Below are 26,542 nucleotides of genomic sequence, written 5' to 3'. Positions count from 1 at the left end.
CATTGGCCCTTATGCCTCACCCCTTGATGAAACGGTCATCATAGGTCGCGGCAAGGTCAATCGTCGCATTGGCGAATTCGGGGTCGAGGATTTTCAGCGTATTGAGAACCGACTGCATGCCCTCCATGGGGAGAACCCCGTCCAGCGAGTAGGTCGGCAGCGAATTGGCAATGGCTTTGAGGTAAAGCGGCTTGTCACCCAGCTGGTATTCGGCGGGAACGCTGTCGGCGATCTCTTCCGGCGTAGCGCTATGCAGCCATTTCAGCGTCTTGACGAAAACACCCACCAGCGCCTTCGAGGTGTTGGGGTTCGCATCGGCGAAGTCCTTTTTCACATAGAGAACCGCCGCCGGATTGGAGCCGCCGAACAGGGCGCGCGTGCCTTCTTCGGTACGCGTATCGATGAGAATTTTGATATCGCCGTCCGCTTCAAGCTTGGCAATTACGGGATCCAGATGCGCAATCACATCCACCTGGCCCTGCTTGATCGCAGCGACAGCGCTGGCACCACCACCAATGCCGATCAGCGGCGCATCGTTGGCCTTCAAGCCCGCCTTTACCATGGCATACTGGATGGTCAGGGCCGTCGACGAACCGGGGGCGGTGACACCAAGCTTCAGGCCGGCAAAGTCGGCGGGAGATTTGACCTTGTCGGCCAGTTCCTTGCGCACGGCAATCACGATGGCCGGGAAACGCCCGAGCTCGCACAGTGCACGAACATCCTGTCCCTTCGCCTGCATGCGGATCGTGTGCTCGTAAGCACCGGTCACCACATCGACGGAGCCGCCCACCAGCGCCTGCAGGGATTTTGCCCCGCCGCCGAAATCGTTGATCGTCACATCAAGACCGGCATCCTTGAAAAAGCCGCGGCGCTCGGCAATGGTCAGCGGGAGATAATAGAGGAGCGGCTTTCCGCCGACACCCAGCGTCAGGCTGGTTTTTTCCAGCGCCCCGCCTGTCTGTGCCATCAGTCCCGTGTTCGATGCAGCCAGCATGGACAGGGCCGCTGCGCCCACAAGAAATTCACGCCGTTCCATTGTCTTCCTCCCGGCATCACCTCCCGTTCAGCAAGACATAGAAACGCCCTGGTGAGCCGCGTGATGTTTACTGTTTTCACATGTTTTCAAAACGCTACCACCCGGATTCCGGAAGCGCAAGGCAAGGAAATGGACGAAACACCGCAACAAAAAACGCGCCGGATACGGGATCCGGCGCGTTGTTTCAAAGGTTAGCCGACAAGCGGAACGATCAGGCGACGAGGCGCCCTGCCGTTTCGGTCTGGGCATAGGCCTTGCCGAAACGGTTGGCGAGGAAGGCATCAAGCGCGATATCCTCCTGCTTGAGGAAGCCCTGCTGCGGCAGGTCGCCATTGGCCAGCATGTCGAGAACGGCGCAGATGGCCGATGCCGTGGTGATCTGGATACCGCTGTAGAGCACGTTGCCGATATGGCCGCTATAGACCTTGTTGGCATAGGTTTCCTGCAAGAGACGGCCCTTCTTGCGGCCGCTGACCGTGACGAAAATCACCACGACGTCCTGCATGGTCGAAGGCAGGGCGTTTTCCAGGATGTCCTTGAACACGTCGCGGCGGTCCCGCAGGCCAAGATCGTTGAGCAGGGCCTTCATGATGGCGGCATGGCCGGGATAACGGATCGTGCGGTAGTTCAGCGTACGGACCTTGCCGAGCAGCGTTTCGCACAGGGTGCCAAGACCGCCCGACGTGTTGAAAGCCTCGTAGGTTACGCCGTCGAGCGAGAATTCCTCGCGCTCTTCCAGCGGCGGCACTTCGGTCAGCTCACCGTCGACGATGGCTTCGCATGGCTCGCAATATTCGTTGATGACGCCGTCCGTGCTCCAGGTCAGGTTGTAGTTGAGCGCATTCGACGGGTACTGCGGCAGTGCACCGACGCGCATGCGCACGCTTTCCAGCGTATCGAAGCGCTTGGCCAGATCATTGGCGACAATCGAGATGAAGCCCGGGGCCAGACCGCACTGGGGAATGAAGGCTGTCTTTGCCGTCGCCGAAAGCTGCTTGACGATGCGGGTGCTGGCAACATCCTCGGTCAGGTCGAGATAATGCACGTCCGACGACGCAGCGGCTTGCGCAATCCGCGTGGTCAGGTGGAAGGGAGCGGCGCTGAGCACGGCGAATTTGCCGGCGAGAACCTTTTCAAGCGCGCCCTCTTCAGCAATCTCGATGCAACGGGTAACGACAAGCGGGGAAACGTCCAGGGCATCAAGCTGTGCCTGGGCCCGGTCGACGACCGTTACACGGTAGTCTCCGGTGTTTGCGAGCAGGTTGGCGATTGTTCCGCCGATTTTGCCTGCACCGACGATGACGATCTCTTTCATGTGATTCCCCTCAGGATTTCAGAACTTTCATTATTCTCTCACCCTTGTTCGTCGAAATGAAGTGTGTAAACTGACGATATAACACCCTATTTTTTGGCAATACGCCGTATGAGTTTGACATTATGCTGACAGATGCCGACCACGCCCTGCTTTCCCTGCTGCGCGAGAACGCCCGCGCCTCGACCGCCGACCTTGCCCGCAAGCTCGGCGTGTCGCGCACCACCGTACAAAGCCGCATCGAACGGCTGGAAAAGCGCGGCATGATTCGCGGCTACAGCGTGCTGCTTTCCCCCGAATATGAGCGGGATCTGGTCAAGGCACATGTGCTGGTCACGGCCCTGCCGAAATTTGCCAAGCGGGTTGAAGCGGCATTGCGTGAGATTGCCTGGGTGCGGACCCTGCATTCGGTCAGCGGACAGTACGATATGATCGTCATCCTGGAAGCGCCCTCCATCAGCGAACTCGATACATTGCTGGATCGGATCGGCGCATTGGAAGGCGTGGAACGCACCATTTCGTCCATCATCCTTTCCACGCGTATCGACCGCTGAGTCATATAATCCGTTCCTCCATGGACTCCGCTTGACTCTTTGGTCGAATGGATTCCATAATAGAACATATCATGAACATTCAGGGGAAACCGTGGTGACAACCGTCGACCTTACGGCGTTGCGGCGCGACATCGCGTCTTTAAGCGAGCGGAATGCGCTGGAAGCGCAGGCGCCGCGCAGTGCCTTTGGTTTTGGCGACAGAAGCATCGACAGGGTGCTTGGCAAGGGATTGCAACGCGGCGCGCTGCATGAGGTCTTTTCGGCGGAAACGCACGATGCGGGCGCAGCAACGGGCTTCGTCATCGCCCTTGCCCTGCGCTCATCCAGCGCCCGGAGCCCTCTTATCTGGCTGGAAGAGGATTTTGCCGCGCAGGAACACGGTTTTCCCTATGCGCCGGGGTTGAAACATCTCGGGCTTGATCCCCAGCGGCTCGTCATCGTGCGCTGTTCGTCGCCGCAGGATGTGCTGAAAGCCGCATCGGACAGCCTTGGCATCCGCGGAACGGGCGCGGTCATCATAGCGCCGTGGAGCAATCCGAAATGCCTCGACCTGACAGCCACGCGCAAATTGCTGCTGACCGCCCAGCAGACGGGCGTGCCCGCCTTCCTGCTGCGGCTCGGTGCCGTTCCAATCGACAATTCCGCCGTGACCCGCTGGATGATCCGCTCGAACGCGTCGCGGTCGAGCGGCGCCAATGCGCCGGGTCACCCGGTGTTTGACGCCACCCTTATACGCAACAGGCAGGGCATGACAGGCCATTGGATCCTGCAATGGGAGAGTGACAATCATGTTTTCAGACAGATCGAACCGGTTTCTGGCGCTGTGGTTTCCACACCTGCCCACCGACCGCCTCAAACGCGAAAATCCGCAACGGGCTGAGTCCGGACAGTTCCTGATTGTCGTCGACAAAGTCGCCAACGCCTTGCGCCTGACAGCCCTTGACGAACGCGCCGCCAAGGCAGGCCTGTTCAAGACCATGGCTTTGACCGACGCCCGGGCGCAGTTTGAAAATCTCGATATTGCCTTCGCTTCACCGCGCAAGGACGCCGCCCTCTTGGAGAAACTCGCTGACTGGTGCGACCGCTACACGCCACTCGTCGCACTCGACGGCCCCGATGGGCTTATGCTCGATATCACCGGCTGCGCGCATCTCTTCGGTGACGAGCATCATTTGCGCCGGGATATCCACCAGCGCCTGAGCCAGCATGGCGTGGTGGTCCGCTCGGCCATTACAGGCAATGCAGCGGCAGCCCACGCATTTGCCCGTCATTCACCGGGAGATGTGATCGGGGATTCCGCGCTCAAGGAAAAATTGCGGCGGTTGCGCCTCGTTTGCCTCGAGATCGAGGATGTTCATCTGGCCGGTCTGAAGAGGGCCGGACTGCGCACGGTCGGCGATGTCGAAGTGCTTCCCCGCGCTGCCCTTGCCGCGCGTTTCGGCGCCGGGCTGGTCGATCGCCTCGACGCTCTTTTCGGATATGCGCACCACCCGATCTCCCCCCGGCGTATTGTTCCCGCCTGCATGGTCGAGCGGCGCATGGCCGAACCCTTGATTGTCATGGACAGTGTTGAGCTGGTGCTGCATGCGCTGGGCGATGAACTTTTCCGGCAGTTGCAGCAGCGTGTCGAGGGCGCGCGGGAAGTCGAGGCTTCGTTTTTCCGCGTCGATGGTGAGGTCAGGCGGATCGGCATTCAGGCCGGCCGGCCGCTGACCGATACCAAAACCCTGTTCAGGCTGCTGAAGGAGCGGCTCACCACCCTCGCAGAACCGCTCGATGCCGGTTACGGCTTTGACATCATCCGTCTTGCGGCGGTGCGGGCCGAGCGAACCCAAACCATGCAGAAAAGCCTCGACAGCACTGTTCAGGAAACCGAAGAGATCGGCGGGCTGATCGACCGCCTGTCCATTCGTCTCGGCACCAGCCGGGTTCTGCGTCCGCACCCCGTCGATACACATATTCCCGAGCGCGCCGTTTCACTGGAACCGGCTGTTCAGACCACCGCAAATCTGCAGGTCGAATGGGCGCCCGTTCAGCACCCGGGCGAGCCGCCCGAGCGCCCGGTCCGGCTGTTCCAGCCGCCGGAACAGATTGAAACCACGGCAGGAATTCCCGACGGCGCCCCGGCACAATTCGTCTGGCGGCGGGTCCGGCACAATATCGTCCTGGCCGAAGGGCCGGAGCGCATCGCGCCGGAATGGTGGCGGGAACATGCCGGCGCGCTGACACGGGATTATTATCGCCTCGAAGACAATCAGGGGCATCGTTTCTGGGTCTTCCGCGAAGGCCTGTATGAGCGCGGGCAGACCACCCCGCGCTGGTATCTGCATGGGCTTTTTGCCTGATGCCCGGCTACACGGAACTTGCCGTCACCAGCAATTTCTCCTTTCTCGAAGGCGCCTCGCAGCCGGAGGAATTGGTGCAGACAGCAGCATTGCTCGGCCTTGAAGGCATTGGCATCGCCGACCGCAACACGCTTGCCGGGGTTGTCCGGGCCTACAAGGCGCATCAGGAACTGACGGAGGAGCAGGGAATAAAGCTCAACCTCTTTATCGGCTGCCGGCTGACGTTCATCGATGGCACGCCCGATCTGGTCGTCTATCCGCGCGACCGCCCGGCTTATGGGCAGCTGTGCCGCCTTTTGAGCGAGGGGAAAAAGCGGGCTGAGATCAAGGGCGAGTGCCATCTGGTGCTGGAGGATTTCCTTTTCCGCGCCAAGGATTTCCAGACGGTGGTCATGCCATCAGGACAGCCGGATGAAAATCTCGGACCTGTACTGAAAAAACTAAGCGTCGTTGCGCCGGGATGTGTCTGGCTTGGTCTTGCCATGTCTTACGAAGGCGCTGACCGGCGTCATGGCGAAAAGCTGGAGCGTATCGCCACTGCTGCCGGTGTTCCGCTGCTGGCGGTCAACAATGTGCTCTACCACACAGCTTCCCGCCGCCCCCTGCAGGATGTGCTGACCTGCATCCGGGACCATGTCACCATCGATACGGCCGGGCGAAGGCTGGAGAAGAACGCGGAAAGGCATCTGAAATCAGCGGAAGAAATGCAGCATCTCTTCCGGCATTTTCCCTTGGCCTTAGAGGAAATCCGCCGTTTCACCGCGCCGGTCACCTTCTCCCTTGGTGAACTGCAATACCATTATCCCGATGAACCCGTGCCACCGGGCAAAACCCCGCAGCAGCATCTGGCTGACGAGACATGGAAGGGCGCGGCGAAACGGTATCCCGACGGCATTCCTGAAATGGTCCGCGACCTCCTGAACAAGGAACTGACGCTGATCGCAACATTGGGATATGCGCCGTATTTCCTGACGGTGCATGATATCGTCACCTATGCGCAGTCGCAGAATATCCTGTGCCAGGGCCGGGGTTCGTCCGCCAATTCAGCCGTCTGCTATTGCCTGCACATCACCGCTGTCGATCCGACAAACGGCAATGCGCTGTTCGAACGCTTTCTCTCGGCCGAGCGCAAGGAACCACCCGATATCGATGTCGACTTCGAACACGAACGGCGCGAGGAAATCATGCAATGGGTTTACAAGCGCTACGGCCGGGACCGCGCAGCCATCGTCGCGACGGTTATCAGCTACCGCCCGCGCAGCGCCATCCGCGATGTCGGCAAGGCCCTGGGGCTGACCGAAGATGTGACGGCGGCGCTTGCCAATACGGTCTGGGGCAGTTGGGGCTCCACCGTGGACCGGCAGCATGTGCGGCAGGCGGGTCTTGACCCCGACAACATCATGATCCGCCGTGCCGTCAAACTGGCAACGGAGCTGCTCGGTTTTCCGCGCCATCTCTCGCAACACGTCGGCGGCTTCGTCCTGACACGGGAGCGGCTTGATGAAACCGTTCCCATCGGCCCTGCGGCCATGGAGAAGCGTTCCTTCATCGAGTGGGACAAGGACGATATCGATACGCTGCGGATCATGAAGGTCGATGTGCTGTCGCTCGGCATGCTGACATGTATCCGCAAGGCTTTCGATCTCATTCATCTGCATAAGGGGGGCGAGCGCTTAGAACTTGCGACTGTCCCGCAAGGCGATCTGAAGGTCTACGACATGCTCTGCAAGGCGGACTCCCTTGGGGTGTTTCAGGTGGAAAGCCGCGCTCAGATGAACATGCTGCCGCGCCTGCGCCCGAGGAAATTTTATGATCTGGTCATCGAGGTCGCCATTGTGCGCCCGGGTCCGATTCAAGGCGACATGGTTCATCCCTACCTGCGGCGCCGCAAAGGCATAGAAAAGGTTCATTTTCCATCACCTTCACCCGAGCATGGCGACAAGGACGAACTGAAAAAGGTTCTTGAAAAAACCCTCGGCGTTCCCCTGTTTCAGGAACAGGCCATGCGCATTGCCATTGAAGCGGCGGGTTTCACCCCCGATGAGGCCAACAAGCTCCGCAGCGCCATGGCAACATTCCGCAACCGCGGCACCATTCACAAGATGCAGGAGCAGATGGTCGAGGGCATGGTGCGCCGCGGCTATGAGCGCAGCTTTGCCGAAAACTGCTTCAACCAGATCAAGGGTTTCGGTGAATATGGTTTTCCGGAAAGCCATGCGGCAAGTTTTGCCATTCTTGTCTACATTTCCTCCTGGATCAAATACCACCATCCGGAAGTGTTTGCCGCCGCTCTCCTGAATTCGCAGCCCATGGGTTTTTATGCCCCGGCCCAGATCATCCGTGATGCCCGGGAACACGATGTCGAAGTGCGTCCCGTCGATGCCAATTTCAGCGAATGGGACAACACGCTGGAAAAGAAAAGCCGTGGAAATCCTGCCATGCGCATGGGCTTTCGGCAGGTCGACGGTTTCTCGAAAGCCTGGGCCGATGAAATTTGCGCAAAGCGGAAAAAACCCTATGCGGACATTGAAGAGGTTCGCCGTCTGACGCGACTGGAGCGCCGCGCCTTTGTCCTGCTCGCCGATGCGGATGCGTTTCGCTCGTTAGCCATTGACCGGCGCGAAGCACTCTGGGCCGTGCGCAGATTTCCCGACAATACAACCCTGCCACTCTTCCAGATTGCCGAAACCAACGAACTTGCAGTCGAAGCGCAGACACGGTTGCCGACTATGCAGATGGCTGAGCATGTCATTGCCGACTATGAATCCTTCCGGCTATCGCTCAAGGGGCACCCCATGCAGTTTCTGCGGGACATGCTTGGCCGTGAAGGCGTCGTGACCTGCAGACGGGCCACTGCTCTGGCCAGCAACAGGCGCGTCAAGCTTGCCGGCGTGGTCACGGTCCGCCAGAGGCCGGGCAGCGCCAAAGGTGTTGTCTTCATGACGATCGAGGATGAAACCGGCATTGCCAACATCATCGTCTGGGCGAAGACAATGGCGGCGTACCGCAAGGAAGTGATGAGTTCCCGCCTCATCCTGATCGAGGGAACGGTCCAGAGCAGCGATAATGTCACGCATATCGTTGCCCGCAGACTGATTGACCGCACGGCGGATCTGTATCGGCTTTCGGAACAACTGCCGCCCTTGCCGGTATCGCATGCCGATGAAGTGGTCCATCCGGTTCCCGATCAACCGAGAGCCCGTCATCCGCGCAAGGTCCGGATTCTGCCAAAATCCCGGGATTTTCATTGAGTCGCAGCCTAGGCCCGCTTGATATCCTTGGCCAATGCAGCCCGGTCAATGGCGGCGATCATGCAAATTTCCAGATCACCCAATCCGTCCAGAATCTCTTCCCTTGAAATACCGGCGGCTTCCGCTGCGGCGGTGCATTTGGCGACCAGTTGTCTGGGCCTTGGATCATGATGCGCCATATCCGCCGGACGCGTGGCATGAACATTGGCTTCTATCCAGCTATTGACGAAATCGATCGCACGTTGGCTCATGCTTTCCTCCTGTATATCACCAGTCAAAACTGCTGGCAGCGGAGAAGGTTGCGAAAAAAGCAGGATATCACACCGCCTCTTCAGCCCAAACCGTGAATTTTGTCAGCACATTGGGACCAAAAATATTGGTCAATGGAACATCGGCCGCATCTCTTCCGTGCGCCACCTTGATCCGTCCGATACGGGGCTTGTTGTTGCGCGGATCGAACGCATGCCACTGTCCACCCAGATAGACTTCCATCCAGGCGCAGAAATCCATCGCCGAATGGGGCGGCGGTACGCCGATATCGGTGATATAGCCCGTGCTGTAGCGTGTCGGAATATTGAGACACCGGCAAAAAGCCACGGCCAGATGGGTAAAATCCCGGCAAACGCCTCGGCCTTCCGCATAGCCCGATGCGGCGGTCCGTGTCGGATTGGAAAACGCATAGCCGAATGTGATGTGATTATGGACGTAGTCGCAAACGGCTTGCACCCGTTGCCAACCCTCTGGCGTATTGCCGAACAGCCGCCATGCTTCTTCGCTCAAGACATCCGTCTCGCAATAGCGGCTGCCCAGGAGATAGACCAGTGTCTCCGCAGGCAAGTCCTGCACGCGGTGCTGAACGGCCTCCAGCACAACTGGATCCGGCATACCGCTATCGCGGACAATCGCATTGGTCGAGCAGATGAACGGGCCGGGCGCAGCCAGGATGCGATTGCACCAGTTGCCGAACTGGTCGTGGTAACCGTCGACGCTCGAACCGAATGTCGACTGGAATGTCTCGACGCCTTCAATGTCCTCGACGCGCGAATGGTGCACGTTCAAGATGGCAATCAAGGGTGTTTCCTGAACAAAATCAAAACGCAATTCACACCCGACATTCAGTCTCATGAACACATCCCCATCAACCTATTTGAATATCGCTGTTTGAAAATCGCAGATCAGCACGACAGACTATTGTGCAAAAAGCAACCGGCTCGATTGCGAGCCGGTTCAAACTTCAGCCATTGGAACAGTCAAGCGCGGTCAACGACCTTCTTCACGGCATCCTTGGCCTTGCCCTTCATCTCTTGGGCATCGCCCTTCAGTTCCTGAGCCTTGCCTTCGGCCTGCAGCTTCTTGGAGCCTGTTACCTTGCCCGCTGCCTGTTTGATGTTGCCAGCGGCTTTGTTGGCAAGCCCGGAAATCTTGTCACCTGTGCTACCCATCGGTACACTCCTTGAATGTTCACTCACCAGAGGTAAACGGGCGGTGACGCTTCCGGTTCCCGTGAAATCGAGAATACTTAAAATATTGAATTAAAAGGATAATTCTCCAGATCAAAGCAAAAACCCGGTGCCCACGGGGGAACAGGCACCGGGTTCTGAACGTGCCGGTCAACGCGTGACCAGCTTCTGCGAAACGTCACAGAGTCATCTTGGTTCCCATCCGCGGGAAGGCTTTCCCGAATATCCCGGATATCACCCGGCAACCTGTTTGATTGCCGCCTCGATGTTCGAGGCAAAATAGCAGTTTCGGCTAGATCCAACGATCTTGTCACCGTCAACAGTGCCCGCACCCTCGGCCCAGAAGCCGACAATGATTTTGATGCGCGCATTCCGCCTGCGAATACGACGAACGAGATAACGGGCATGGGCCACTGAAGACATGTTGAGATAGCTGATATAGATCGCACTCGCATCGGCAAGGTCGAGCTTGCCGATATTCACGGCTTCAAGCTCGTCATGCGTGATGTCGCGAACCTCGAACTCACCCCGCTCCAGAATATCGCCAATGATCACCGCGGCCGCGTCGTCGAGATCGCCTCGCCCACCCGCTGAAATGATCGTCCTTGGCTCTTCGCTTTTGCTGCGCCCGCTCTTGGCCGGTTCGACGTGATCTTCATCGTCCTCGCCTTGCACGTCCTGATGTTCCGAGAGATTTTCCACAAGGCGTATCATGCTTTGTGCCACCCGGCTGCGGCGCGCAGCATCCAGCACGCCCCGTCCCCGGTCATGTTCGGCGAGAAACAGCGCAGGGACAGCAACGGACGCGTAGTAATCCGCAATCGCCGAAGACTGCAGATAGTCTTCCGCTTTTTCCGTCGCCTCGTCGGGATCGCCCGACAACAACCGCTGATAGAGCTGTTGCGGCGGCGACAGCACCGGTTCGTTGCCAAGCAGCACATCCAGGAACTCGAAGCGCGGCACGTGACGCCCGAGCACCACGAGACAGACCGTCAGCGGCGTGGAAAGCAGGAGCCCGATCGGGCCCCATATCCAGGTCCAGACAATCGCCGCAAGCAGGATGGCAACCGGCGAGAGCCCGGTCCTTGAGCCATACAGCACCGGCTCCATGACATTGTTGCTGATCAACTCGAGAACGATGAACAAGGCGGCGGTCCATAACAGGAGCATCCAGCCGGGATCGACCGCCAGCGCAAGCATGAGCGGGAAAGATGCGGCAATGAATGGTCCGATATAGGGCACGAAACGCAAGGCGATGGCGAGAAGGCCCCACAGCATCGGATTGGGGATACCAATCAGCCAAAGGCCGATGCCGATCGGGACACCAAAGCAGATATTGATCACAAGCTGCATCAGGAGATATTGCCCGACCCGCTTGCCCGCATCATGCAATGCCGTGGTCGTGCGGTGAATGTCGCTGGCTCCTACAAGCCGGATGAAGCGGTCACGCAGATCTTCCCGCCGCAGCAGCATGAAGATGACAAAGACAACGACAATGCCGACCGTTGCCAGCGGTTGAATCAAGGGCACGGCGACGGTTTGCAGCAATTGCAGGGGATCCGGGGCCGGATAACGGATTTCAACCGGAACGGGTTTATCCTGATCACCTTTCGCCAGGGGAGACTTGTTTTCCGCCTGATTGTTCGGCGTCACATTCTCAGGAGGTTGTTGTGCCTGTGTGCCCGCGCCGTTTTGTGCGGGAAACCGCTCCACTTCATCGGAGCGGCCTATTTCTTCATTGAGCCGTTTGAACATGCGCGCGCCGCGGTCAAAAATACCGTTACCGGACTGCGCGTCCTTGATGGTCCTGATCTTTGCCTCGATGTTGTATTGGTAGCTTGGCAGGTTTTGCGCCAGAACCGTCAGCTGCCCAACCACAATCGTGGCAAACAGGAATATGGCGATAAACGCGGTCAGCACCACGGCGATAACCGAAAGAATCTTCGGCACGCCGAAGCGGTGAAGCTGCGTGACCAGCGGCGACAAGGCAAAGGTCAAGAGCAGTGCCAGCGCCAGCGGGACAAAAATATCCCGGGCAAAATACAGCGCAGCGACCACCGCAATGGCCACAATGATGGGCGGGAACTGCATTCGCCCGTCGGTATCGGGAGGAGCAGGCGCATAAATTGACCTTTGACTGACGCGCTCAACGGCGCGCGGCGACGCCTCCCTTACATTCTCAGACGGCATAGCCAGCCCGCTTCTCCGAATTCATGAAAATCCCTCTCCGTTCAATGACACTCTGAAACGAAGCCGGCTGAATTTGGTTGCATGCCCCCAGCCAAGACCTGCGAAAACGACGCCAACTCGTTCCTTCGCACTGCATGGAGCAGCATCGAAACGCTGCAGCGGCCGGAACAAAAATCGATATCGGAAGTTTTCAATGCATCGGGCCGCTCAAAGGAGAGAAGCAGAGAATGCCGGTGACAACGATCCTGATCATCATTCTGATACTGGCGCTGATCGGCGTGTTTCCAAGCTGGCCCCACGCGCGGGCATGGGGTTACGGCCCTTCCGGTTTGCTTGGGATTGTCCTGGTGATTCTGCTCATCTTGCTGCTTTTGGGCCGCATCTAACGGAACTGTTTGCACTCTGATTGCCCGGATCAGACCTGACGAAAGGATCGACACACTATGCTGCGTGGAGTTTTACTTTGGCTCATCGGCCTGCCACTACCGATCATCCTGATTCTCTGGTTCCTCGGCTATCTCTCGTAGGAACATTGCGCGGCGCTGCCTTCGTGCCGGCCGTTGTCCCGGCGCTTCTTCACATCACGATATTATACAGGAACCATATTCGCATGACCAAATGTCTCTTGATGACCACTGCCTTGATCACTGTCCTTGCGACATCCGGTTTCGCCCAGGCCCAGGAACCGGGTTCAGCGGCAACGCACGGCATTTTCCACGACCAAAGCAAGCCGGCACAAAATGCCGGGCGCTATGTCAAATCTGCAGCCGGGCAAATCCTGGCTTCCGGCTTGATCGGGCAGAAAGTCTATAACGGAGCCAAGGACGATTCCGTCTCGATCGGCGCGGTCAAAGATCTGGTGCTTGACGCCAATGGCACAGCTGAGGCGGCAATCATCGGCGTTGGTGGATTTGTCGGCATCGGCGAGAAGGATGTGGCCGTTGGATTGGATGGTCTGGCCTGGGCTGACCGGGCGGACGGCACACGTTGGCTCGTCATCGCCACCAGCAAGGAAGAGCTGGAAAAGGCGCCTGCCTTTGACAAGGCGGCCTTGCTCGACGGGCGCCCCGCGGCGGATGTTCTGAAGCCGTCTCTTGCGCCTGCCAAGCCGGCACCGCAAGCCACGATGGCGACGCGTGACGGGCTGAAAGCTGTACCGGCAACCGCCGTCAGCGCGGAAAAATTGATCGGCACGACCGTCTATGGCTCGGATGACGAGACCCTTGGTTCCGTGGGCGACGCGTTGATGACCCCCGACGGTCAGGTGGAAGCCTTTGTCGTGGACGTCGGCGGTTTCCTTGGCCTGGGCAAGAAACCCATCGCCATTTCCATCGAGAATCTCGATCTCCTGTCGGACAAGGACGGCAAGGTCGCCGTCTACACGCCTTTCACGAAGCAGCAGCTGCAGGCTCATCCCGCCTATAGCGAGGAAGCCTACAAGGCCGACAGCGAGAAAATCCTGCTGCGCGGCAGTGCCGAATAACAGTGTTTGCAGCCCAATACAGGCAGACCGCTGCGTGAGCAGCTGTCTGCGCTTCCGCATGGAACCAAACCGCATGCGGTGCGTTTCAATCCCTACGAAACTTATATTTCTCAAGGAGTTCCTTTAATGGCGTCAGTTTCTTCGAAAGTTCGCAAAGCCGTGGACGATGCAACGGAGTCCAACCCGGATCTGCAAGCTCAGGTTGCCGCTTTGAAAGAGGACATCGCGAACATTGCGGCAACACTCGCCAAAATCGGCAAGACCTCGGCAAAAGAGGCGAGCAGCAATGCATCCTCGACCTTCGAGAACGCCAGGGCACGCGGCGAAGACGCTCTGGATGAAATACGGTCTCAGGCCAAGGCGCTCGAGGATCAACTGACAGAGACTGTGCGCGAGAACCCGCTGACAACCGTTGCCGTCGCTGCGGGCGTGGGATTTCTTCTGGCTCTGATCGCCCGCCGCTGACATGCTGAAACTGCTGGCCCCCCTTCTGTCCAGTGCGGTTTCTGGAGAGCTCGGTTCCGCTGTGAGCCGGGCAAAGCGCCGTGCGGTCTTCCTTGCGCTGATCGGCATTCTGCTGGCGATTGCCGGCGTCTTCCTGCTCGTCGCGGGCTATATCGCGCTTTCTCGGCATTTCGGCGATGTGTACGCCGCCCTGATCCTGGCCGGCGGCGCGATCGTCCTTGCGCTTCTGTCCTACATCATCATGAAAGTTGCTGAAACGGTTGCCCGCAGGCGGCAGCGTGAGCGGTCAAAGGTCGATACGTCAACCCTGCTGACCGTCGCTGCACTTGCCGCCGCACCAACCGTCTTGAAATCGCGGGGGTTGCTGATGCTGGCCGTACCGGTCATCGCCTTTGCCGGACTTTCGCTTCTCACCAAGAAGAAACCATCATCCAACGACAGCAGCTGACCCTTCCTTTATCGGCATCGAAATCAGAACTTCCATACCGGTTTCGGGATAACTCAACCGGACGCTGCTCGACAGAACCTTGTCCAGGCTGCGTTCGATCAGCCGCTCGCCAAGTCCTCGGGCGGCGGGAGGTATGACGCGGGGGCCGTCGGATTCCACCCAGTGAATGACAACCCTGGATTCATCGAGCCCGGTTTCCGTCTGCCATGACACACGCACCCTCCCCCGCGCGGAGGACAGCGCACCATGCTTGGCCGCATTGGTGGCAAGTTCGTGCAACGCGATGCCAAGTCCCAACGCGTGATCGGGCGGGAGAATCATGTCCTCGCCCTCCAGCACAACCTGGGCCGGATCATAGATCGCATAGGGCTCGACCTGCTTGGTGATGAGGTCAACGAGACTGATGCCGCTCCATTCACGATCGGACAAAAGCGTGTGTGCCTCGGAGATTGCCCGCAGCCGGCCGGAGAAAGCCTCCATGAATTCCGCCGGATCCGAGGTCCGGTTCAATGTCTGCCGCGCCAGCGATTGCAGCATGGCCAGTGTATTCTTGACCCGGTGATTCAATTCCCGCAACAGCAGCCGGGTTTTCTCGGCGGCATTCCGCGTGCTGGTGATATCGATATTGACACCAACGGCTACAAGCGGCCTGCCGGCGGTATCCCGTTCAAAAACACGGCCGCGTCCGAGCAGCCACTGACCGGAGGATGCGGCGCGAAATTCGCCGACATAATCCTGGTTATGTGCCATTGCGCGGGTGAACGCCGATTTCATCAACGGAAAATCATCCGGATGCATGGCGCGGAAAACATCCTCGCCGCTTATCGGCTTGTCATCGCTGAGGCCGAGCATGGAATAAGCCATCTTGTTGCCGGTGAATTTTCCGGTCTTCAGGTCCCAAACCCAGCTGCCGACATTCCCGACTTCCAGTGCCATATCATGGCGCAGTTCATCCCTGTTCAGGGTTTCGATGGACCGAACATTGCTTTGTGCATCGCATTTCATTTTGAGAAAGGAACCGGCAAGCCTGGCCACCTGCTTCAACTGGGATTGCACCAGCGTGCTTGCCGTTTGTCCGGGTTGCGCCGAGGCGATGATAAGCGCAGCTGCCCGCGCGCCACCGACCTCGACCGGCGTCGCTGCAACAAACCGCACATCGTTGCCGGCCAAGCCCGCCACGCCTCCGGAAAATCGCTTGTCTGCCGTCACATCGGGAACGACCAGCGATTCTCCCTCTGGCAGGACCAGCGCATTTGCGCCGAACACCCAGAAATCGGTGCGTCCCGCCGGCGCGTTTCCAGCCTGCGCCAGTATCCGGGTTTGCGTCTCACCGACTGCCACGATCAGCGCAACATCCGCATTCGAGAATGACAAAGCCAGAGAGGCCAGTCCGTGCAGCTCGCTTTCAGGTTGAAATTCAAGGCTGCTCAGCACGGAAACAGCGTCCAGACGAGCGGGTTCTGACAGAAATCCTGACATGTTTTCTGAAATTTGGTCTGACTTCATAGTCACATGACGCCCCTCATCGAGCCGTCCTTACTCTTAACGTTGAAACAGCTTCGATTATCAACGCAACGCATACTCCTTTGTTCCCCGCCCGGAACATTTAATAGCGCCCGTCGTTTCTGTTGCGTGAAGAATGCAAAGGAGAAATCTATGCGCGAAGCGAAGGACATTCTATCGGACAATAGTCTGGACCGGACCGTGAAAATCGAAAAGCTGCGGGAACTGCTCAGCGAAGCCAGGGGATTGCAGCGGGCAGCGACGGAAGGCGGAATGGACAATGAGGACGGCTCCACCCGGACCTTGCGCGACATCGAACTTGCGCTGGAACAGCTGAAAGCCGACATGCCGGAAACCGGGGCGGCAACGCTCTGACTGCCACTCATTCGTCTTCCGCCTTCGCGTTTTCCGGCGCAGATGCACTGCGAAGGGTGGGGAACGTGACCGTCACGATCGTGCCGCCACCATCTTTGGCGCCATAGGTCACAGCACCGCCAAATTGCTGGCAGAGCTGTGCGACGATCACGGAGCCCAAACCTGACGCCCGCTTGTGGAGTTTTTTCTGGATGCCGATACCATCGTCAGCAATGGTGAGGGCTATAATGCCTTGGGCATCGCGCCGCAGGCCGATTTCGATCAACCCCGCGCGATTATGCGGAAATGCGTGTTTGATCGCGTTCATCGTCAGCTCACCGATAATGATGCCGAGGGTTGTGGCATCCCGGGAGCTCAGATCAATCGGTTCGAAATGGGCTTCGATCCGGATATCCCTGTCGTGAAAATGCGCGTCCTTGATGTCGGCCATAATCTCCGGCAAATATTCATCGGCCCGAACGGTCTCATGATCCTTTCCCAGCCGGAGCCGGCGGTGTGCCGAAGAAATCGTCTGGATTCGATCACGCGCCGCGCCGAGGGCCACCCGGATTTCGTCTGACGAAACGCCATGCATCTGGATGCCAAGAAGCGATGACACGGTCGCCAGCGAATTACCGATGCGATGGTCGGAATCCTGCAGGAGCGTTTCCACACGCGCGCGCTCCCGCTTGGCAATCAGCATGGCCTTTTCGAGCTCGGCGGTGCGCAATTGAACCATTTCTTCCAGTTGCGATTTTTCAGAAAGCAGCGTCGATTGACCTTCGGTCAGCTTGCGCACATAGCGCTTGGTGCGGCTGGCAAGGATATAGGCGAGTATCAGTGCACCTGCGAGGGCGAGGATCGAGGCAATGGTCAGCCAGAAGCGCAATTTGTCCATGGCTATGTTGCGGGCAATTAGCCGACGATCTTCTTCACCCAGGAAACTGTTGATGGTTTTCCTGACGTCATCCATTTGGCCGATGCCGAAATCGGAACCGAGTGAAGCCAGAGCTTCGCTGTTGTTCCCCGCAAGAGACATCGATATGGCCGCTTCGACTTTTTGCTGCTTCTGCTTCGCCAGATCCTGAATCTGGCTGACAATGGCCTGTTGCCGGGGATTGCCTCTTGTCATCTCGTTCAGCGTATTCAGCGATTCGGCAAGGTGGGATGCAGCCGCACGGTAGAGATCGAGGAAGGCGGGGTTTTGGGTCAGGAGATAACCGCGTTGACTGGTATGCGCTTCGTTCAGGAGGGCGAGTGCGCCATCCGCCTGCTCCCGGACCCGGTAGGTGGCAATGACGTCGTCCATCTGGTTGTTGAAGCCGCGGGTCAGGATGATGGTCGAGGTCGCAGCGGTGATGATCAGGGCAAGCGAGATGATGATGGCCAACCCGCGCCGGGGTCTTTCCGAAAAACCTGCCAAAACTCTGCGCCACTGCACCAACTGCACTGCTCCTGCCAAAACAGGCCTCGTATGCTCGGCCCGACATATACACGAACTAGATAAAGGGTCTTGGCACCTTCGGCAAACCTTGCCATCCCGATATATCCAGAAGGATCGCTTCATCGAGGACTTCACAGCCCCGGTCAACCCAGCGCAATGCACCTCGCGCCGCAAGTTTCTTGAGCGTCTTGTTCGTGTGCACGATGGACAATCCGAGCGTATCGGCAACGTGCTGTTGTCTCAGCGGCACAAACAGCTTGTTGTTCTTGACCATGCCGACCGACTTGGCACGCTGAAAAATGAAGGCAAACAGATAGGCCGCGCGCTCCAATGCGGTGCGACGCCCGACACTGAGCAGGATTTCATCCAGCATCTGCTCTTCGCGGGACGCCAGCCAGGTAATATCGTAGGCAAGGCTTGGAAAGGTGCGGAAAAGGTTGGGGAGTTTGTCACGCTGGAAAACGCACAGAATCACCGGTGACATGGCTTCGATGGAGTGCTGCATCTCCTTCATCAGGGATCCCTGCAACCCGATGAGATCGCCGGGCAGCACGTAGTTGAGGATTTGCCGGCGGCCGTCTTCCAGGGTTTTGTAGCGAAACGCCCAGCCGGACAGAACCGTGAAAAGGTGTGCGCTGTTGGCACCTTCGACCAGAAATGTCGTCCCGGCATCGGCAACAAGCTCGCCCGTCTTGAAGCCCGACAGGAACTCCAGTTCGTCCTTGTCGTGCGGTTGGAAATGCGGGAAATCCTGCAAGGGGCATTTTTCGCAGGGGAATTGCCGTACCGCTGAAGCTGTTGCTGTTTTCATTTGATTTCTCAATCGAGAGTTGTTGAGCACGCTAACATGCTGCCGTTGAAATGACCGATAATTCTTCGCGTTCGACATGTCATAGTTAAATGACACCCTATTCCGTTCAGCGCATAAGCACTGCTTTTAGGAGCAGTTGATATGGAATTGACCGGCAAGCGACTTCTGGTTCTGGAGGACGAATATCTGATCGCACTCGAGTTGGAGCGCATTGCGGAGGAATGTGGCGCGAAATCCGTTCATGTCGTCTCGACCGTTGCCGAGCTTCTATTCTGGATTGAAAGCCAGCCGCCATGCGACATCGCCATTCTCGAAGTCAAGGCACGGGGCACCTCCTCTCTGGACGCCGCAAGCCTCATGCTGCAACGGGGCGTTCCCGTTGTCTTTGCCACCGCCTATGATCAGCAAAGGAGCGGCATTGCCGGTTTTGCCGATGTTCCCGTGGTTTTGAAGCCCTATGGCAAGACCCAGATCCTGCAAGCCGCCGCCACCGCTTTTGCCAGAATGGTTGCGGGAACACTGCCGGCGAAAGAAGACGGCGCGTCAGGCGAACTTGTTTGACGTTACCTGCGTGGCAATGGAGTCAGGACCGTAATCAACCTCTCCCTGAACATCGAGAAGTTCCTGCAACCGTGTTCTTGCACGGCTGACGCGGCTCTTGATTGTCCCAACCGCGCATCCACAGATATCCGCCGCCTCTTCGTAGGAAAAGCCGGACGCGCCGACAAGGATGATGGCCTCGCGTTGATCGTCGGGCAGCTTTTCCAGAGCCTTTCGGAAATCCTGCAGATCAAGCGCGCCGTATTGCGAGGGATGCACCGAAAGCTGTTCGGTGAAAACGCCATCCGAGTCCTGCACTTCGCGCCCGCGCTTGCGCATCTGGCTATAAAATTCATTGCGCAGGATCGTAAACAGCCAGGCCTTTATATTGGTGCCGGCTTCGAATGAATCCTGCTTGGCCCACGCTTTCATGATCGTGTCCTGGACAAGATCATCCGCGCGGTCGGGATTACCGATCAGCGATACTGCGAATGCGCGCAGCTTGGGCAGGGACGCAATCAGATTTCTCTTGAAATCAGGGGATTCATGTACCATTCGACCGCCTGTTATTTTGACGACTGAGCATGGTTGCGTTCAGCTTCGTCGAGCTTTTCCAGAAGGTCGAGGAAACGTGCCGGTATTTCCTCCTCCTGTACGGAGGCATAAAGCGCACGCAGCTTCAAACCGATTTCTGATTCCGCGTTTCTGACGTCGCGGCGGCGGACACGACCCTTTTCGGAGCCGTCTGAGATACTTTTGTTGGCGTTCATTCTACTATCTTTGCTGGTCGTTCGTCGCAAAAGCTTTTGGCAGGCACATTAATGTCGATAATCCCCTGGAGAAGGAAAAGTTCCATGCCAGGGAACTTTTTTTTCGCCAATGTGTTTTGGTTCGTACTAGTCTTCAATGCCCAAACGGGAACGGGAAATCACCATAATGTCATTGTCCACTCGGATCGCTCCACATCTGCCCTATCTTCGCCGCTTCGCCCGCGCCATTACCGGGTCGCAATCATCAGGCGATGCTTATGTAGCGGCGACGCTCGAAATCCTTATCAGCGATGTCTCCCTTTTTCCTGAAGCCACCTCTGACCGGGTCAGCCTCTACAAGCTGCTGATCAAGCACTTCAATTCCGTCAATGTCCGCCCTCTCGAACTGCAGTCGGAATTCGGCTGGGAAAAGCACGCGGCGGCAAACCTGACGGCCATCGCCCCGCGCGCGCGTCAGGCTTTCCTTCTCATCAGCCTTGAAGGCTTCAGCCAGGCTGAAACCCTCGATATTCTCGATATAGACGAGCAGGAGCTTTATGCTCTCCTCGACGAGGCTTCCGTCGGCATCTCCAGGCAGATCGCCACCGATATCATGATCATCGAGGACGAACCGCTGATCGCCATGGACATCGAACATATGGTGGAAAGTCTGGGTCATCGAGTTGTCGGTATCGCCCGTACCCGCGACGAGGCCGTGAAACTCTACGCGGAAACACATCCGAGCATGATTCTTGCCGACATTCAGCTCGCCGACGGCAGTTCCGGCATCGATGCAGTCAACAACATCCTGAGCCAGGACGCGGTTCCCGTGATCTTCATCACGGCGTTTCCTGAGCGGCTCCTGACCGGCGAACGGCCGGAACCGACCTTCCTTGTCACCAAGCCCTTCAACCCTGACATGGTCAAAGCCCTGATTACACAGGCGCTGTTCTTCAAAGAGAGCAGCAAGGCAAAGGCATAGAAGCCGGCGAAGCATTCGTATCTGCTGCCGCATGGAACAAAGGCACCCCCGAGATCGTTGTGCATGCAACAGGATAGGGAGTTGATAATGTTATATTATGCGGTTGTGTTTCTTATTATTGCCCTCGTGGCCGGCGCACTTGGCTTTGGCGGAATAGCCGGGGCTTCTGTCGGGATAGCCAAGATTATTTTCTTTGTCTTCCTGGCGCTTCTGGTCATTTCCCTGATCGCGGGCCTGCTGCGCAGGGCGTAGTCACAACAATTTGAATAAGTGAAAGGCCGCCGGCATCAAGCCGGCGGCCTTATTCATTGGCACGGTTTCTCATTGGAAATTTGTGGCATTGCAGCGCCCGGCACTTGGTTGTAGTGGGATACGGCACATATGAAATTGACGGTCAGGCTGCATTCACCTCTCGATTCCATGCAGCGTTGAAACTGGACGGCCCGATGATCAACTGGACCTACCTCGCCCGGCGAATCCCCCTTGCAATACTATGCTACACAGCGGGCCTGATCGCACTCAGGCTGGCACTGTCGTCATTCCTCGACATCGATGAAGCCCAGTTTGTCGGATCGGTTGATTTTTCCTGGATTTACGGCAATTCGCACCCGCCGCTTTACAATTGGCTGGTGCGACTGGCCCTCGATCTTACCGGTTGGAACTGGGTCGTTGCGACGGTTCTGGTCCGTCTTTGCCTGCTTGGCCTCTATCACTGGCTTTCATTCGATACCGCACGCCGGTTGGGCGGCGACCGCGCCGGGGTTTTGGCCCTGGCGGCATCCGCCCTTCTGCCGCAGATTGTCTGGATGTCGATCCAGACAACGGCGCATACGCTTCTGGTGATCGTCGCATCCATCGGCACGATCCATGCTCTGGCTCTGATCCGATCGGGACGAGGATACAGCGCCTATGTCTGGCTTGGTCTATGGGCCGCCATTGGCGGGCTGGCAAAATACAACTTCTTCATGTTCCTATTCAGCTTTCTGATCGCCTGCGCGCTCAACAGGACCATTCGCCGTCAGATTTTCTGCAGACCCGCATTGATATCCCTTGGCATTTTCCTGCTTGCCATGAGCCCTGTGGCCTTAGCCTCCTTGAATGCACCCCTGGCTGCGACGGCCGGTCGAATGGTCAAGCTCAACCACCTGATCCCGATGCTCCAGCCTTTTGATCTTCCTGGGTTTGGGGTGGACGGGCTTCTCAGTCTCTTCATCTCGACCTTCCTCTGGTCAGGCCCGGCTCTTGTGATCTTTTTGATTGGCCGCTGGCAGGACGATCCAAAACCCGCTCCGGACGGAGACGCCGACGTCAGGAAAGTCCTGTTCCGTACCGTCGTGCTCGGTTTGACGGCCTTTGGCTTGATCGTCTTTTTTGCCGACTACCATTCCGTCGCAGAGCGCTATATGGCACCCATTCTGGCACCGACTGCCATTTTGCTGGCGCTGTACTTTCCGCAAAAGCATGGCGCGCGAAACCTGCTGATCATATCCGGCGGCTTCTACGCATTGGCGCCCGTTGCCTTCGCCATTGTGCTGCTGTTCGGTGACGATCGCCTGTCGATACCATTTGATGCGGTTGCCAATGCCATACATGTGCAAAATTCTACGCCGGCGCGGATAGCAGCGAAGCGGCAGGATGACGCCGCCAACATCGCCGTGCAGCTCCATTGGCCGCCGGCAGGCGGCAAGGCCGACGATATCGTGCTTGTTTGGGAGGGCGGCGATGCACCGGATAAAGAAACGCTCGAACTCCTGCCCGCCGATGCGGCCGCGGCCGGACCCATGACCCGCGTTGACAGCCCATTGAGAAACTTCAACGGCCAGATCAGGACGTTCAGCTTTCAGCGTTATTCATCTCACTTACCCCTGCCGGATCAGAGTATCGGCGGATAAGCCAGAAGACACCCACTGTGTCGAGAAACGCAACCGCAGCGCGATCAAAGAATCCGTATTTGGAGACGCCGGCCAGCCGGGGACGGTCCTCCACATCGACTTCGACGACGGTCAGACCGGCCCGGATCGAGAGGGCGGGAAGAAAACGGTGCATGTTGTCGAAGTAGGGCAGCCCTCTTGCCACGGACGCCGGTAGAACTTTGAATCCGCACCCTGCATCCCGGCAATTGTCCCTGAGAAGGCGCTTGCGGATGAAATTGGCGGATTTCGATGTCAGCAACTTCACGACCCCGTCATTGCGGCGTTTTCTGACCCCGGCAAACAGCGCAGGCTGGGATTGCGCAATACGCGGCCAGAGGCGCGCCAGATCCAGCGGATTGTTCTGCCCGTCACCGTCCAGCGTCGCGATCCATTGCCCCCTTGCGGCCTGAAAACCGCTGACAAGAGCCCTGGATTTACCCGTACGGTTTTTATGGCGCAGCACGCGAACGTGGTGACCCGCATTCAACGCTTCTTCCGCTGAGCCATCATTCGAGCCGTCATCGATGATCAATATCTCATAGCTGACCACACCTGAAAGAGCCTGATTGATCTCGGTGACAAGGGCGCCGATGTTTCCGGATTCATTATAGGCAGGAATTACGACTGACAGATCGGTCATTTGAAAAATCCAGAAACCAAGGTGAACCTTCCGCACTACGATCAAAATCCGGCCATGCCGGTCAGCTTCGAAAGATCATTGCATCGGCGCAATGCGTCAGGATGTTCGATACGTTCTCTGCCCGTTCCCATAGCACTCAAAAGAAGAAAGCAAAACAAATGTTCGCGTCGAACGGAAACCGCTTCCCCTTATACCGGCTGATCCCGCCGCGGTTTCACGCAAGAGTGAAGCTGACGTCGTAATTCCGCCATCCCGATCAGCACTAAAATGCTAGCATCACGCTAATATCCCGCGTGGATGCTCTATGGTTAATAGTTCATTAATCGAAGTCTTCCTATTGTCGGGCTCTAATCTTAATTCATTTCGGTCCGCATATGCATTTTCGGGTTACAGATGCAATCATTGGTTCAAGGAAGAGTTCCCGCATGGGCGCTGGCCTCTTTGTCCTGCTGTTTGCCTGCGTTTCGCCGGTGCACGCGCAGGAACAGGTCGACGCAAAGCGCGCTGAAACCGTCAAACAACTGGACGAACTCACCGGCCAGATCAGTTTGTCTGCTGATCGCGTGGCTTCCCTCGACAAGGAAATTGCCGATCTGAAGAAGGATCAGACCACCCTGACGGCCGCGTTGATCCAGTCGGCCAAGACCGAGAAAAAACTGACTGAAGATATAGCCGCTATCGGCGACAAGCTGACCGATCTGCATGAACGGGAAGACGGAATAAAGCTCTCTCTCAAGGGCCGGCGCGCGGCGCTCGCTGAGGTCCTTGCCGCCTTGCAGCGCATGGGGCTCAATCCGCCCCCCGCCATCCTCGTTCGCCCTGACGATGCCCTTGCGTCGGTCCGCAGCGCCGTCCTGCTGGGCGCTGTCGTTCCGGAAATGCGCGAACAGACGGAAGTGCTGATTGCCGATCTCAAGGAGCTCTCGCGGATCAGGACATCGATTTCCGATGAGCAGACCCGTCTGACCGCTTCCCTGTCCGGACAGGCGGAGGAAAAGAAGCGCCTCGACCTGCTTTTGGCCGAAAAGCAGAAACTGCAGACGACATCCGAGGAAACGCGCAAGGCCGAACAGCAGCGGGCGGAAGAACTGGCCCGGCGGGCGACATCCCTGCGCGAATTGATCGCCTCGATGGAACAGGACATGGAAGAGGCGCGCAAGGCAGCCAGCGCGGCGAACCAGCAGGAAGAACAGAAGCTTGCAGCCAGCAAGGAGCGGGCCGACAATTTCGCCTCCAACCAGGAACGCCTGTCAGCCAAGGTGAATTTTGCCTCGCTGAAGGGACATCTTCCCATGCCGGGTGCCGGAAAACTGGTTCGGCATTTTGGCGACGAGGACGGATTGGGCGGTGTCGTGCAGGGCGACACGCTGGAAACCCCGGCAGGCGCAACAATTACCGCGCCCACGGACGCCGTGGTGCTGTATGCCGGCGCCTTTCGTTCCTATGGCCAACTCTTGATCCTGGATGCCGGCAATGGCTATCATGTCGTGTTGGCAGGAATGAAGAGAATCAATGTTTCGCAGAATCAGTTTGTTTTGGCGGGAGAGCCGGTTGGTGTGATGAACGAGCAACTTGTTGCGAGTACCGGCACCGTTCCGTTGGGAAATGGAGCGCCAATGCTTTACATTGAGTTCCGAAAAGATACAAAACCTGTTAATCCCGCTCCCTGGTGGGCGGATAGGCTCGCTGGAAGGACCACAAATGATACGTAGGTTAACGCTTCTCATGGCCGGAGCCCTGTTGGGTGCAACGGCAATGGTGGTTGTGCAGGGTGCACTGCCCACAACCGTTGCAGAAGCTGCGGGCACTGACACATACAAGCAGTTGTCGATTTTCGGCGATATTTTTGAGCGCGTGCGCAACCAGTATGTCACGCCGCCGGATGACAAGAAGCTGATCGAAAGCGCCATCAATGGCATGCTGACGTCGCTCGATCCGCATTCGTCCTACATGAACGCCGACCAGGCCCAGGATATGCGTGTGCAGACCAAGGGCGAGTTTGGCGGCCTTGGCATTGAAGTCACCATGGAAAATGAGCTTGTGAAAGTCATTGCCCCCATCGAAGACACGCCTGCCTCCAAGGCGGGTGTTCTTGCTGGCGATTATATCTCGCAGATCGACGGAACCGATGTCCGCGGCCTGTCGCTGAACGACGCGGTCGACAAGATGCGCGGCGATGTCAACACGCCCATCGAGCTGACGCTGATCCGTCAGGGCGCCGACAAGCCGATCAAGCTGACCATCGTGCGTGACGTGGTCAAGGTGAAAGCCGTCAAGTACCGCGTCGAGAACGATGTCGGTTATGTCAGGGTGATTTCCTTCACCGAACAGACCTTTGAAGACCTGCAGAAGGCGATCAAGGATATCCAGAGCAAGGTTCCCGCCGACAAGCTCAAGGGCTTCGTGCTGGATCTTCGCCTCAATCCGGGCGGCCTGCTCGACCAGGCGGTTGCCGTCTCCGATGCCTTCCTCGACAAGGGTGAAATCGTCTCGACCCGTGGCCGCGACCCGCAGGACATCACCCGCTTCGATGCCCGTCCGGGCGATCTGATCAACGGCAAGCCGATGATCGTCATGATCAATGGCGGTTCTGCCAGCGCATCGGAGATTGTCGCCGGTGCGCTGCAGGATCATCGCCGGGCGACGGTGCTGGGCACGCGGTCCTTCGGCAAGGGCTCGGTGCAGACGATCATCCCGCTGGGCGAGAATGGCGCGCTGCGCCTGACGACGGCGCTGTATTACACACCGGCCGGCAAATCGATCCAGGGCAAGGGCATCGTGCCGGATATCTCGGTCGAACAGCCACTGCCGGACGATCTGAAGGGCCGGGCCGAGCCGATGAGCGAATCCAGCCTGAAGGGCCACATCAAGGGCGTTCAGGAGGATGCGGAAGGGTCGGGCTCGATTGCCTATGTCCCGCCGGATCCGAAGGATGACCTGCAGCTGATCGAAGCCCTGAAGCTGCTGCGCGGCGAACAGGCCAATGCGGCATTCCCGGCAGACCCGTCCAAGGGCGTACCGAACTGATATGACCAAGGGGATCAGGCTGGCTCTTACACACC

General features: G+C 58.0%; 27 protein-coding genes. 15 read left to right on the top strand and 12 right to left on the bottom strand.

The genetic code is table 11. The annotated features are described in order from the left end of the window. Positions 1 to 16: 16 nt before the first annotated feature. Positions 17 to 1,036 carry an ABC transporter substrate-binding protein gene (locus tag ACZ25R_RS22580; RefSeq protein ID WP_223613766.1) on the bottom strand — a complete coding sequence of 340 codons (1,020 nt, stop codon included), beginning with the start codon at positions 1,034 to 1,036 and terminating at the stop codon, positions 17 to 19. Between the two features lie 211 nt (positions 1,037 to 1,247). Then, positions 1,248 to 2,351: a saccharopine dehydrogenase family protein gene (locus tag ACZ25R_RS22575; RefSeq protein ID WP_223613767.1), complete on the bottom strand. Its 1,104-nt coding sequence runs from the start codon at positions 2,349 to 2,351 to the stop codon at positions 1,248 to 1,250. A 122-nt stretch (positions 2,352 to 2,473) separates the two neighbouring features. Between ACZ25R_RS22575 and ACZ25R_RS22570 the strand changes: the two genes are divergently transcribed. From ACZ25R_RS22570 to ACZ25R_RS22555, 4 genes are all read left to right on the top strand, one after another. Further along, entirely contained in the window at positions 2,474 to 2,902 is a 429-nt protein-coding gene (locus tag ACZ25R_RS22570) for an Lrp/AsnC family transcriptional regulator (RefSeq protein ID WP_223613768.1), read from the top strand. A gap of 94 nt (positions 2,903 to 2,996) precedes the next feature. Further along, complete coding sequence (locus tag ACZ25R_RS22565) at positions 2,997 to 3,782, top strand: ImuA family protein (RefSeq protein ID WP_472462287.1); 786 nt, start codon at positions 2,997 to 2,999, stop codon at positions 3,780 to 3,782. Further along, positions 3,691 to 5,247: a Y-family DNA polymerase gene (locus tag ACZ25R_RS22560; protein WP_472462286.1), complete on the top strand. Its 1,557-nt coding sequence runs from the start codon at positions 3,691 to 3,693 to the stop codon at positions 5,245 to 5,247. Before ACZ25R_RS22565 ends, ACZ25R_RS22560 begins: the two co-directional genes overlap by 92 nt. After that, a complete protein-coding gene (locus ACZ25R_RS22555) occupies positions 5,247 to 8,498 on the top strand; it encodes an error-prone DNA polymerase (protein ID WP_472462285.1) in 3,252 nt (1,083 codons plus the stop codon). The genes ACZ25R_RS22560 and ACZ25R_RS22555 overlap by 1 nt, the downstream gene beginning before the upstream one ends. An 8-nt stretch (positions 8,499 to 8,506) precedes the next feature. On the opposite strand, the gene ACZ25R_RS22550 is transcribed toward ACZ25R_RS22555, so the two are convergent. From ACZ25R_RS22550 to ACZ25R_RS22535, 4 genes are all read right to left on the bottom strand, one after another. After that, positions 8,507 to 8,749, bottom strand: a complete 243-nt coding sequence (locus ACZ25R_RS22550; protein ID WP_472462284.1) for a hypothetical protein — start codon at positions 8,747 to 8,749, stop codon at positions 8,507 to 8,509. 67 nt (positions 8,750 to 8,816) lie between these two features. Continuing rightward, a complete protein-coding gene (locus ACZ25R_RS22545) occupies positions 8,817 to 9,623 on the bottom strand; it encodes a transglutaminase-like domain-containing protein (RefSeq protein WP_346306308.1) in 807 nt (268 codons plus the stop codon). A 125-nt stretch (positions 9,624 to 9,748) separates the two neighbouring features. Further along, positions 9,749 to 9,940 carry a CsbD family protein gene (locus ACZ25R_RS22540; RefSeq protein ID WP_223613774.1) on the bottom strand — a complete coding sequence of 64 codons (192 nt, stop codon included), beginning with the start codon at positions 9,938 to 9,940 and terminating at the stop codon, positions 9,749 to 9,751. Between the two features lie 252 nt (positions 9,941 to 10,192). After that, the gene (locus ACZ25R_RS22535; RefSeq protein ID WP_472462283.1) at positions 10,193 to 12,049 is read right to left on the bottom strand and encodes an AI-2E family transporter; all 1,857 of its coding nucleotides are present in this window, start codon (positions 12,047 to 12,049) and stop codon (positions 10,193 to 10,195) included. Positions 12,050 to 12,375: 326 nt separating this feature from the next. Here ACZ25R_RS22535 and ACZ25R_RS22530 point away from each other — a divergent pair, with 326 nt between their 5' ends. From ACZ25R_RS22530 to ACZ25R_RS22515, 4 genes are all read left to right on the top strand, one after another. After that, positions 12,376 to 12,534 (top strand): DUF3309 family protein, encoded by a 159-nt coding sequence (locus ACZ25R_RS22530; protein WP_346306306.1) that lies wholly within the window; start codon positions 12,376 to 12,378, stop codon positions 12,532 to 12,534. 224 nt (positions 12,535 to 12,758) lie between these two features. Beyond that, positions 12,759 to 13,631, top strand: coding sequence for a PRC-barrel domain-containing protein (locus tag ACZ25R_RS22525; protein ID WP_472462282.1), 873 nt, complete (start codon positions 12,759 to 12,761; stop codon positions 13,629 to 13,631). A 126-nt stretch (positions 13,632 to 13,757) separates the two neighbouring features. Beyond that, positions 13,758 to 14,096, top strand: coding sequence for an ElaB/YgaM/YqjD family protein (locus ACZ25R_RS22520; RefSeq protein ID WP_223613778.1), 339 nt, complete (start codon positions 13,758 to 13,760; stop codon positions 14,094 to 14,096). 1 nt (position 14,097) lies between these two features. Continuing rightward, entirely contained in the window at positions 14,098 to 14,544 is a 447-nt protein-coding gene (locus tag ACZ25R_RS22515; RefSeq protein ID WP_472462281.1) for a hypothetical protein, read from the top strand. Here ACZ25R_RS22515 and ACZ25R_RS22510 read toward each other — a convergent pair. After that, the gene (locus ACZ25R_RS22510) at positions 14,524 to 15,978 is read right to left on the bottom strand and encodes a sensor histidine kinase (protein ID WP_472462280.1); all 1,455 of its coding nucleotides are present in this window, start codon (positions 15,976 to 15,978) and stop codon (positions 14,524 to 14,526) included. The two genes, ACZ25R_RS22515 and ACZ25R_RS22510, sit on opposite strands and share 21 nt — an antisense overlap. Before the next feature lie 222 nt (positions 15,979 to 16,200). Here ACZ25R_RS22510 and ACZ25R_RS22505 point away from each other — a divergent pair, with 222 nt between their 5' ends. Then, complete coding sequence (locus tag ACZ25R_RS22505) at positions 16,201 to 16,422, top strand: hypothetical protein (protein WP_472462279.1); 222 nt, start codon at positions 16,201 to 16,203, stop codon at positions 16,420 to 16,422. A gap of 7 nt (positions 16,423 to 16,429) precedes the next feature. Here the strand turns inward: ACZ25R_RS22505 and ACZ25R_RS22500 are convergent, their stop codons facing one another. Together ACZ25R_RS22500 and ACZ25R_RS22495 are read right to left on the bottom strand one after the other, a co-directional pair. Further along, complete coding sequence (locus tag ACZ25R_RS22500; RefSeq protein WP_472462278.1) at positions 16,430 to 17,968, bottom strand: sensor histidine kinase; 1,539 nt, start codon at positions 17,966 to 17,968, stop codon at positions 16,430 to 16,432. Further along, positions 17,901 to 18,656 (bottom strand): Crp/Fnr family transcriptional regulator, encoded by a 756-nt coding sequence (locus tag ACZ25R_RS22495; RefSeq protein ID WP_472462277.1) that lies wholly within the window; start codon positions 18,654 to 18,656, stop codon positions 17,901 to 17,903. The genes ACZ25R_RS22500 and ACZ25R_RS22495 overlap by 68 nt, the downstream gene beginning before the upstream one ends. 141 nt (positions 18,657 to 18,797) lie before the next feature. Here ACZ25R_RS22495 and ACZ25R_RS22490 point away from each other — a divergent pair, with 141 nt between their 5' ends. Beyond that, on the top strand, positions 18,798 to 19,217 hold the full coding sequence (locus ACZ25R_RS22490) for a response regulator (RefSeq protein ID WP_472462276.1): 420 nt from the start codon (positions 18,798 to 18,800) through the stop codon (positions 19,215 to 19,217). Here ACZ25R_RS22490 and ACZ25R_RS22485 read toward each other — a convergent pair. Both ACZ25R_RS22485 and ACZ25R_RS22480 read right to left on the bottom strand, forming a co-directional pair. Then, positions 19,200 to 19,751 carry an RNA polymerase sigma factor gene (locus ACZ25R_RS22485; RefSeq protein ID WP_464661721.1) on the bottom strand — a complete coding sequence of 184 codons (552 nt, stop codon included), beginning with the start codon at positions 19,749 to 19,751 and terminating at the stop codon, positions 19,200 to 19,202. The genes ACZ25R_RS22490 and ACZ25R_RS22485 overlap by 18 nt on opposite strands. A gap of 11 nt (positions 19,752 to 19,762) precedes the next feature. After that, the gene (locus ACZ25R_RS22480) at positions 19,763 to 19,966 is read right to left on the bottom strand and encodes a NepR family anti-sigma factor (protein ID WP_223613786.1); all 204 of its coding nucleotides are present in this window, start codon (positions 19,964 to 19,966) and stop codon (positions 19,763 to 19,765) included. 166 nt (positions 19,967 to 20,132) lie between these two features. Between ACZ25R_RS22480 and ACZ25R_RS22475 the strand changes: the two genes are divergently transcribed. The 3 genes from ACZ25R_RS22475 to ACZ25R_RS22465 all read left to right on the top strand — a co-directional run bounded on the left by ACZ25R_RS22475 (position 20,133) and on the right by ACZ25R_RS22465 (position 22,819). After that, positions 20,133 to 20,927 (top strand): response regulator, encoded by a 795-nt coding sequence (locus ACZ25R_RS22475; RefSeq protein WP_346306298.1) that lies wholly within the window; start codon positions 20,133 to 20,135, stop codon positions 20,925 to 20,927. A gap of 87 nt (positions 20,928 to 21,014) precedes the next feature. Then, on the top strand, positions 21,015 to 21,179 hold the full coding sequence (locus ACZ25R_RS22470; RefSeq protein ID WP_105734311.1) for a DUF1328 domain-containing protein: 165 nt from the start codon (positions 21,015 to 21,017) through the stop codon (positions 21,177 to 21,179). Positions 21,180 to 21,373: 194 nt separating this feature from the next. Beyond that, positions 21,374 to 22,819: an ArnT family glycosyltransferase gene (locus ACZ25R_RS22465; RefSeq protein WP_472462275.1), complete on the top strand. Its 1,446-nt coding sequence runs from the start codon at positions 21,374 to 21,376 to the stop codon at positions 22,817 to 22,819. Here ACZ25R_RS22465 and ACZ25R_RS22460 read toward each other — a convergent pair. Continuing rightward, positions 22,761 to 23,480 (bottom strand): glycosyltransferase family 2 protein, encoded by a 720-nt coding sequence (locus ACZ25R_RS22460; protein WP_464661726.1) that lies wholly within the window; start codon positions 23,478 to 23,480, stop codon positions 22,761 to 22,763. The genes ACZ25R_RS22465 and ACZ25R_RS22460 overlap by 59 nt on opposite strands. A gap of 374 nt (positions 23,481 to 23,854) precedes the next feature. Here ACZ25R_RS22460 and ACZ25R_RS22455 point away from each other — a divergent pair, with 374 nt between their 5' ends. Continuing rightward, entirely contained in the window at positions 23,855 to 25,192 is a 1,338-nt protein-coding gene (locus ACZ25R_RS22455; protein WP_472462274.1) for a murein hydrolase activator EnvC family protein, read from the top strand. Continuing rightward, positions 25,182 to 26,507 carry a S41 family peptidase gene (locus tag ACZ25R_RS22450; protein ID WP_472462273.1) on the top strand — a complete coding sequence of 442 codons (1,326 nt, stop codon included), beginning with the start codon at positions 25,182 to 25,184 and terminating at the stop codon, positions 26,505 to 26,507. Before ACZ25R_RS22455 ends, ACZ25R_RS22450 begins: the two co-directional genes overlap by 11 nt. Positions 26,508 to 26,542: the final 35 nt, after the last annotated feature.

It is taken from the genome of Phyllobacterium sp. RCAM01083 (genome assembly GCF_055685835.1).
The sequence above is the reverse complement of the archived record's forward strand: the minus strand, read 5'-3'. Positions and strand labels throughout refer to the sequence as shown.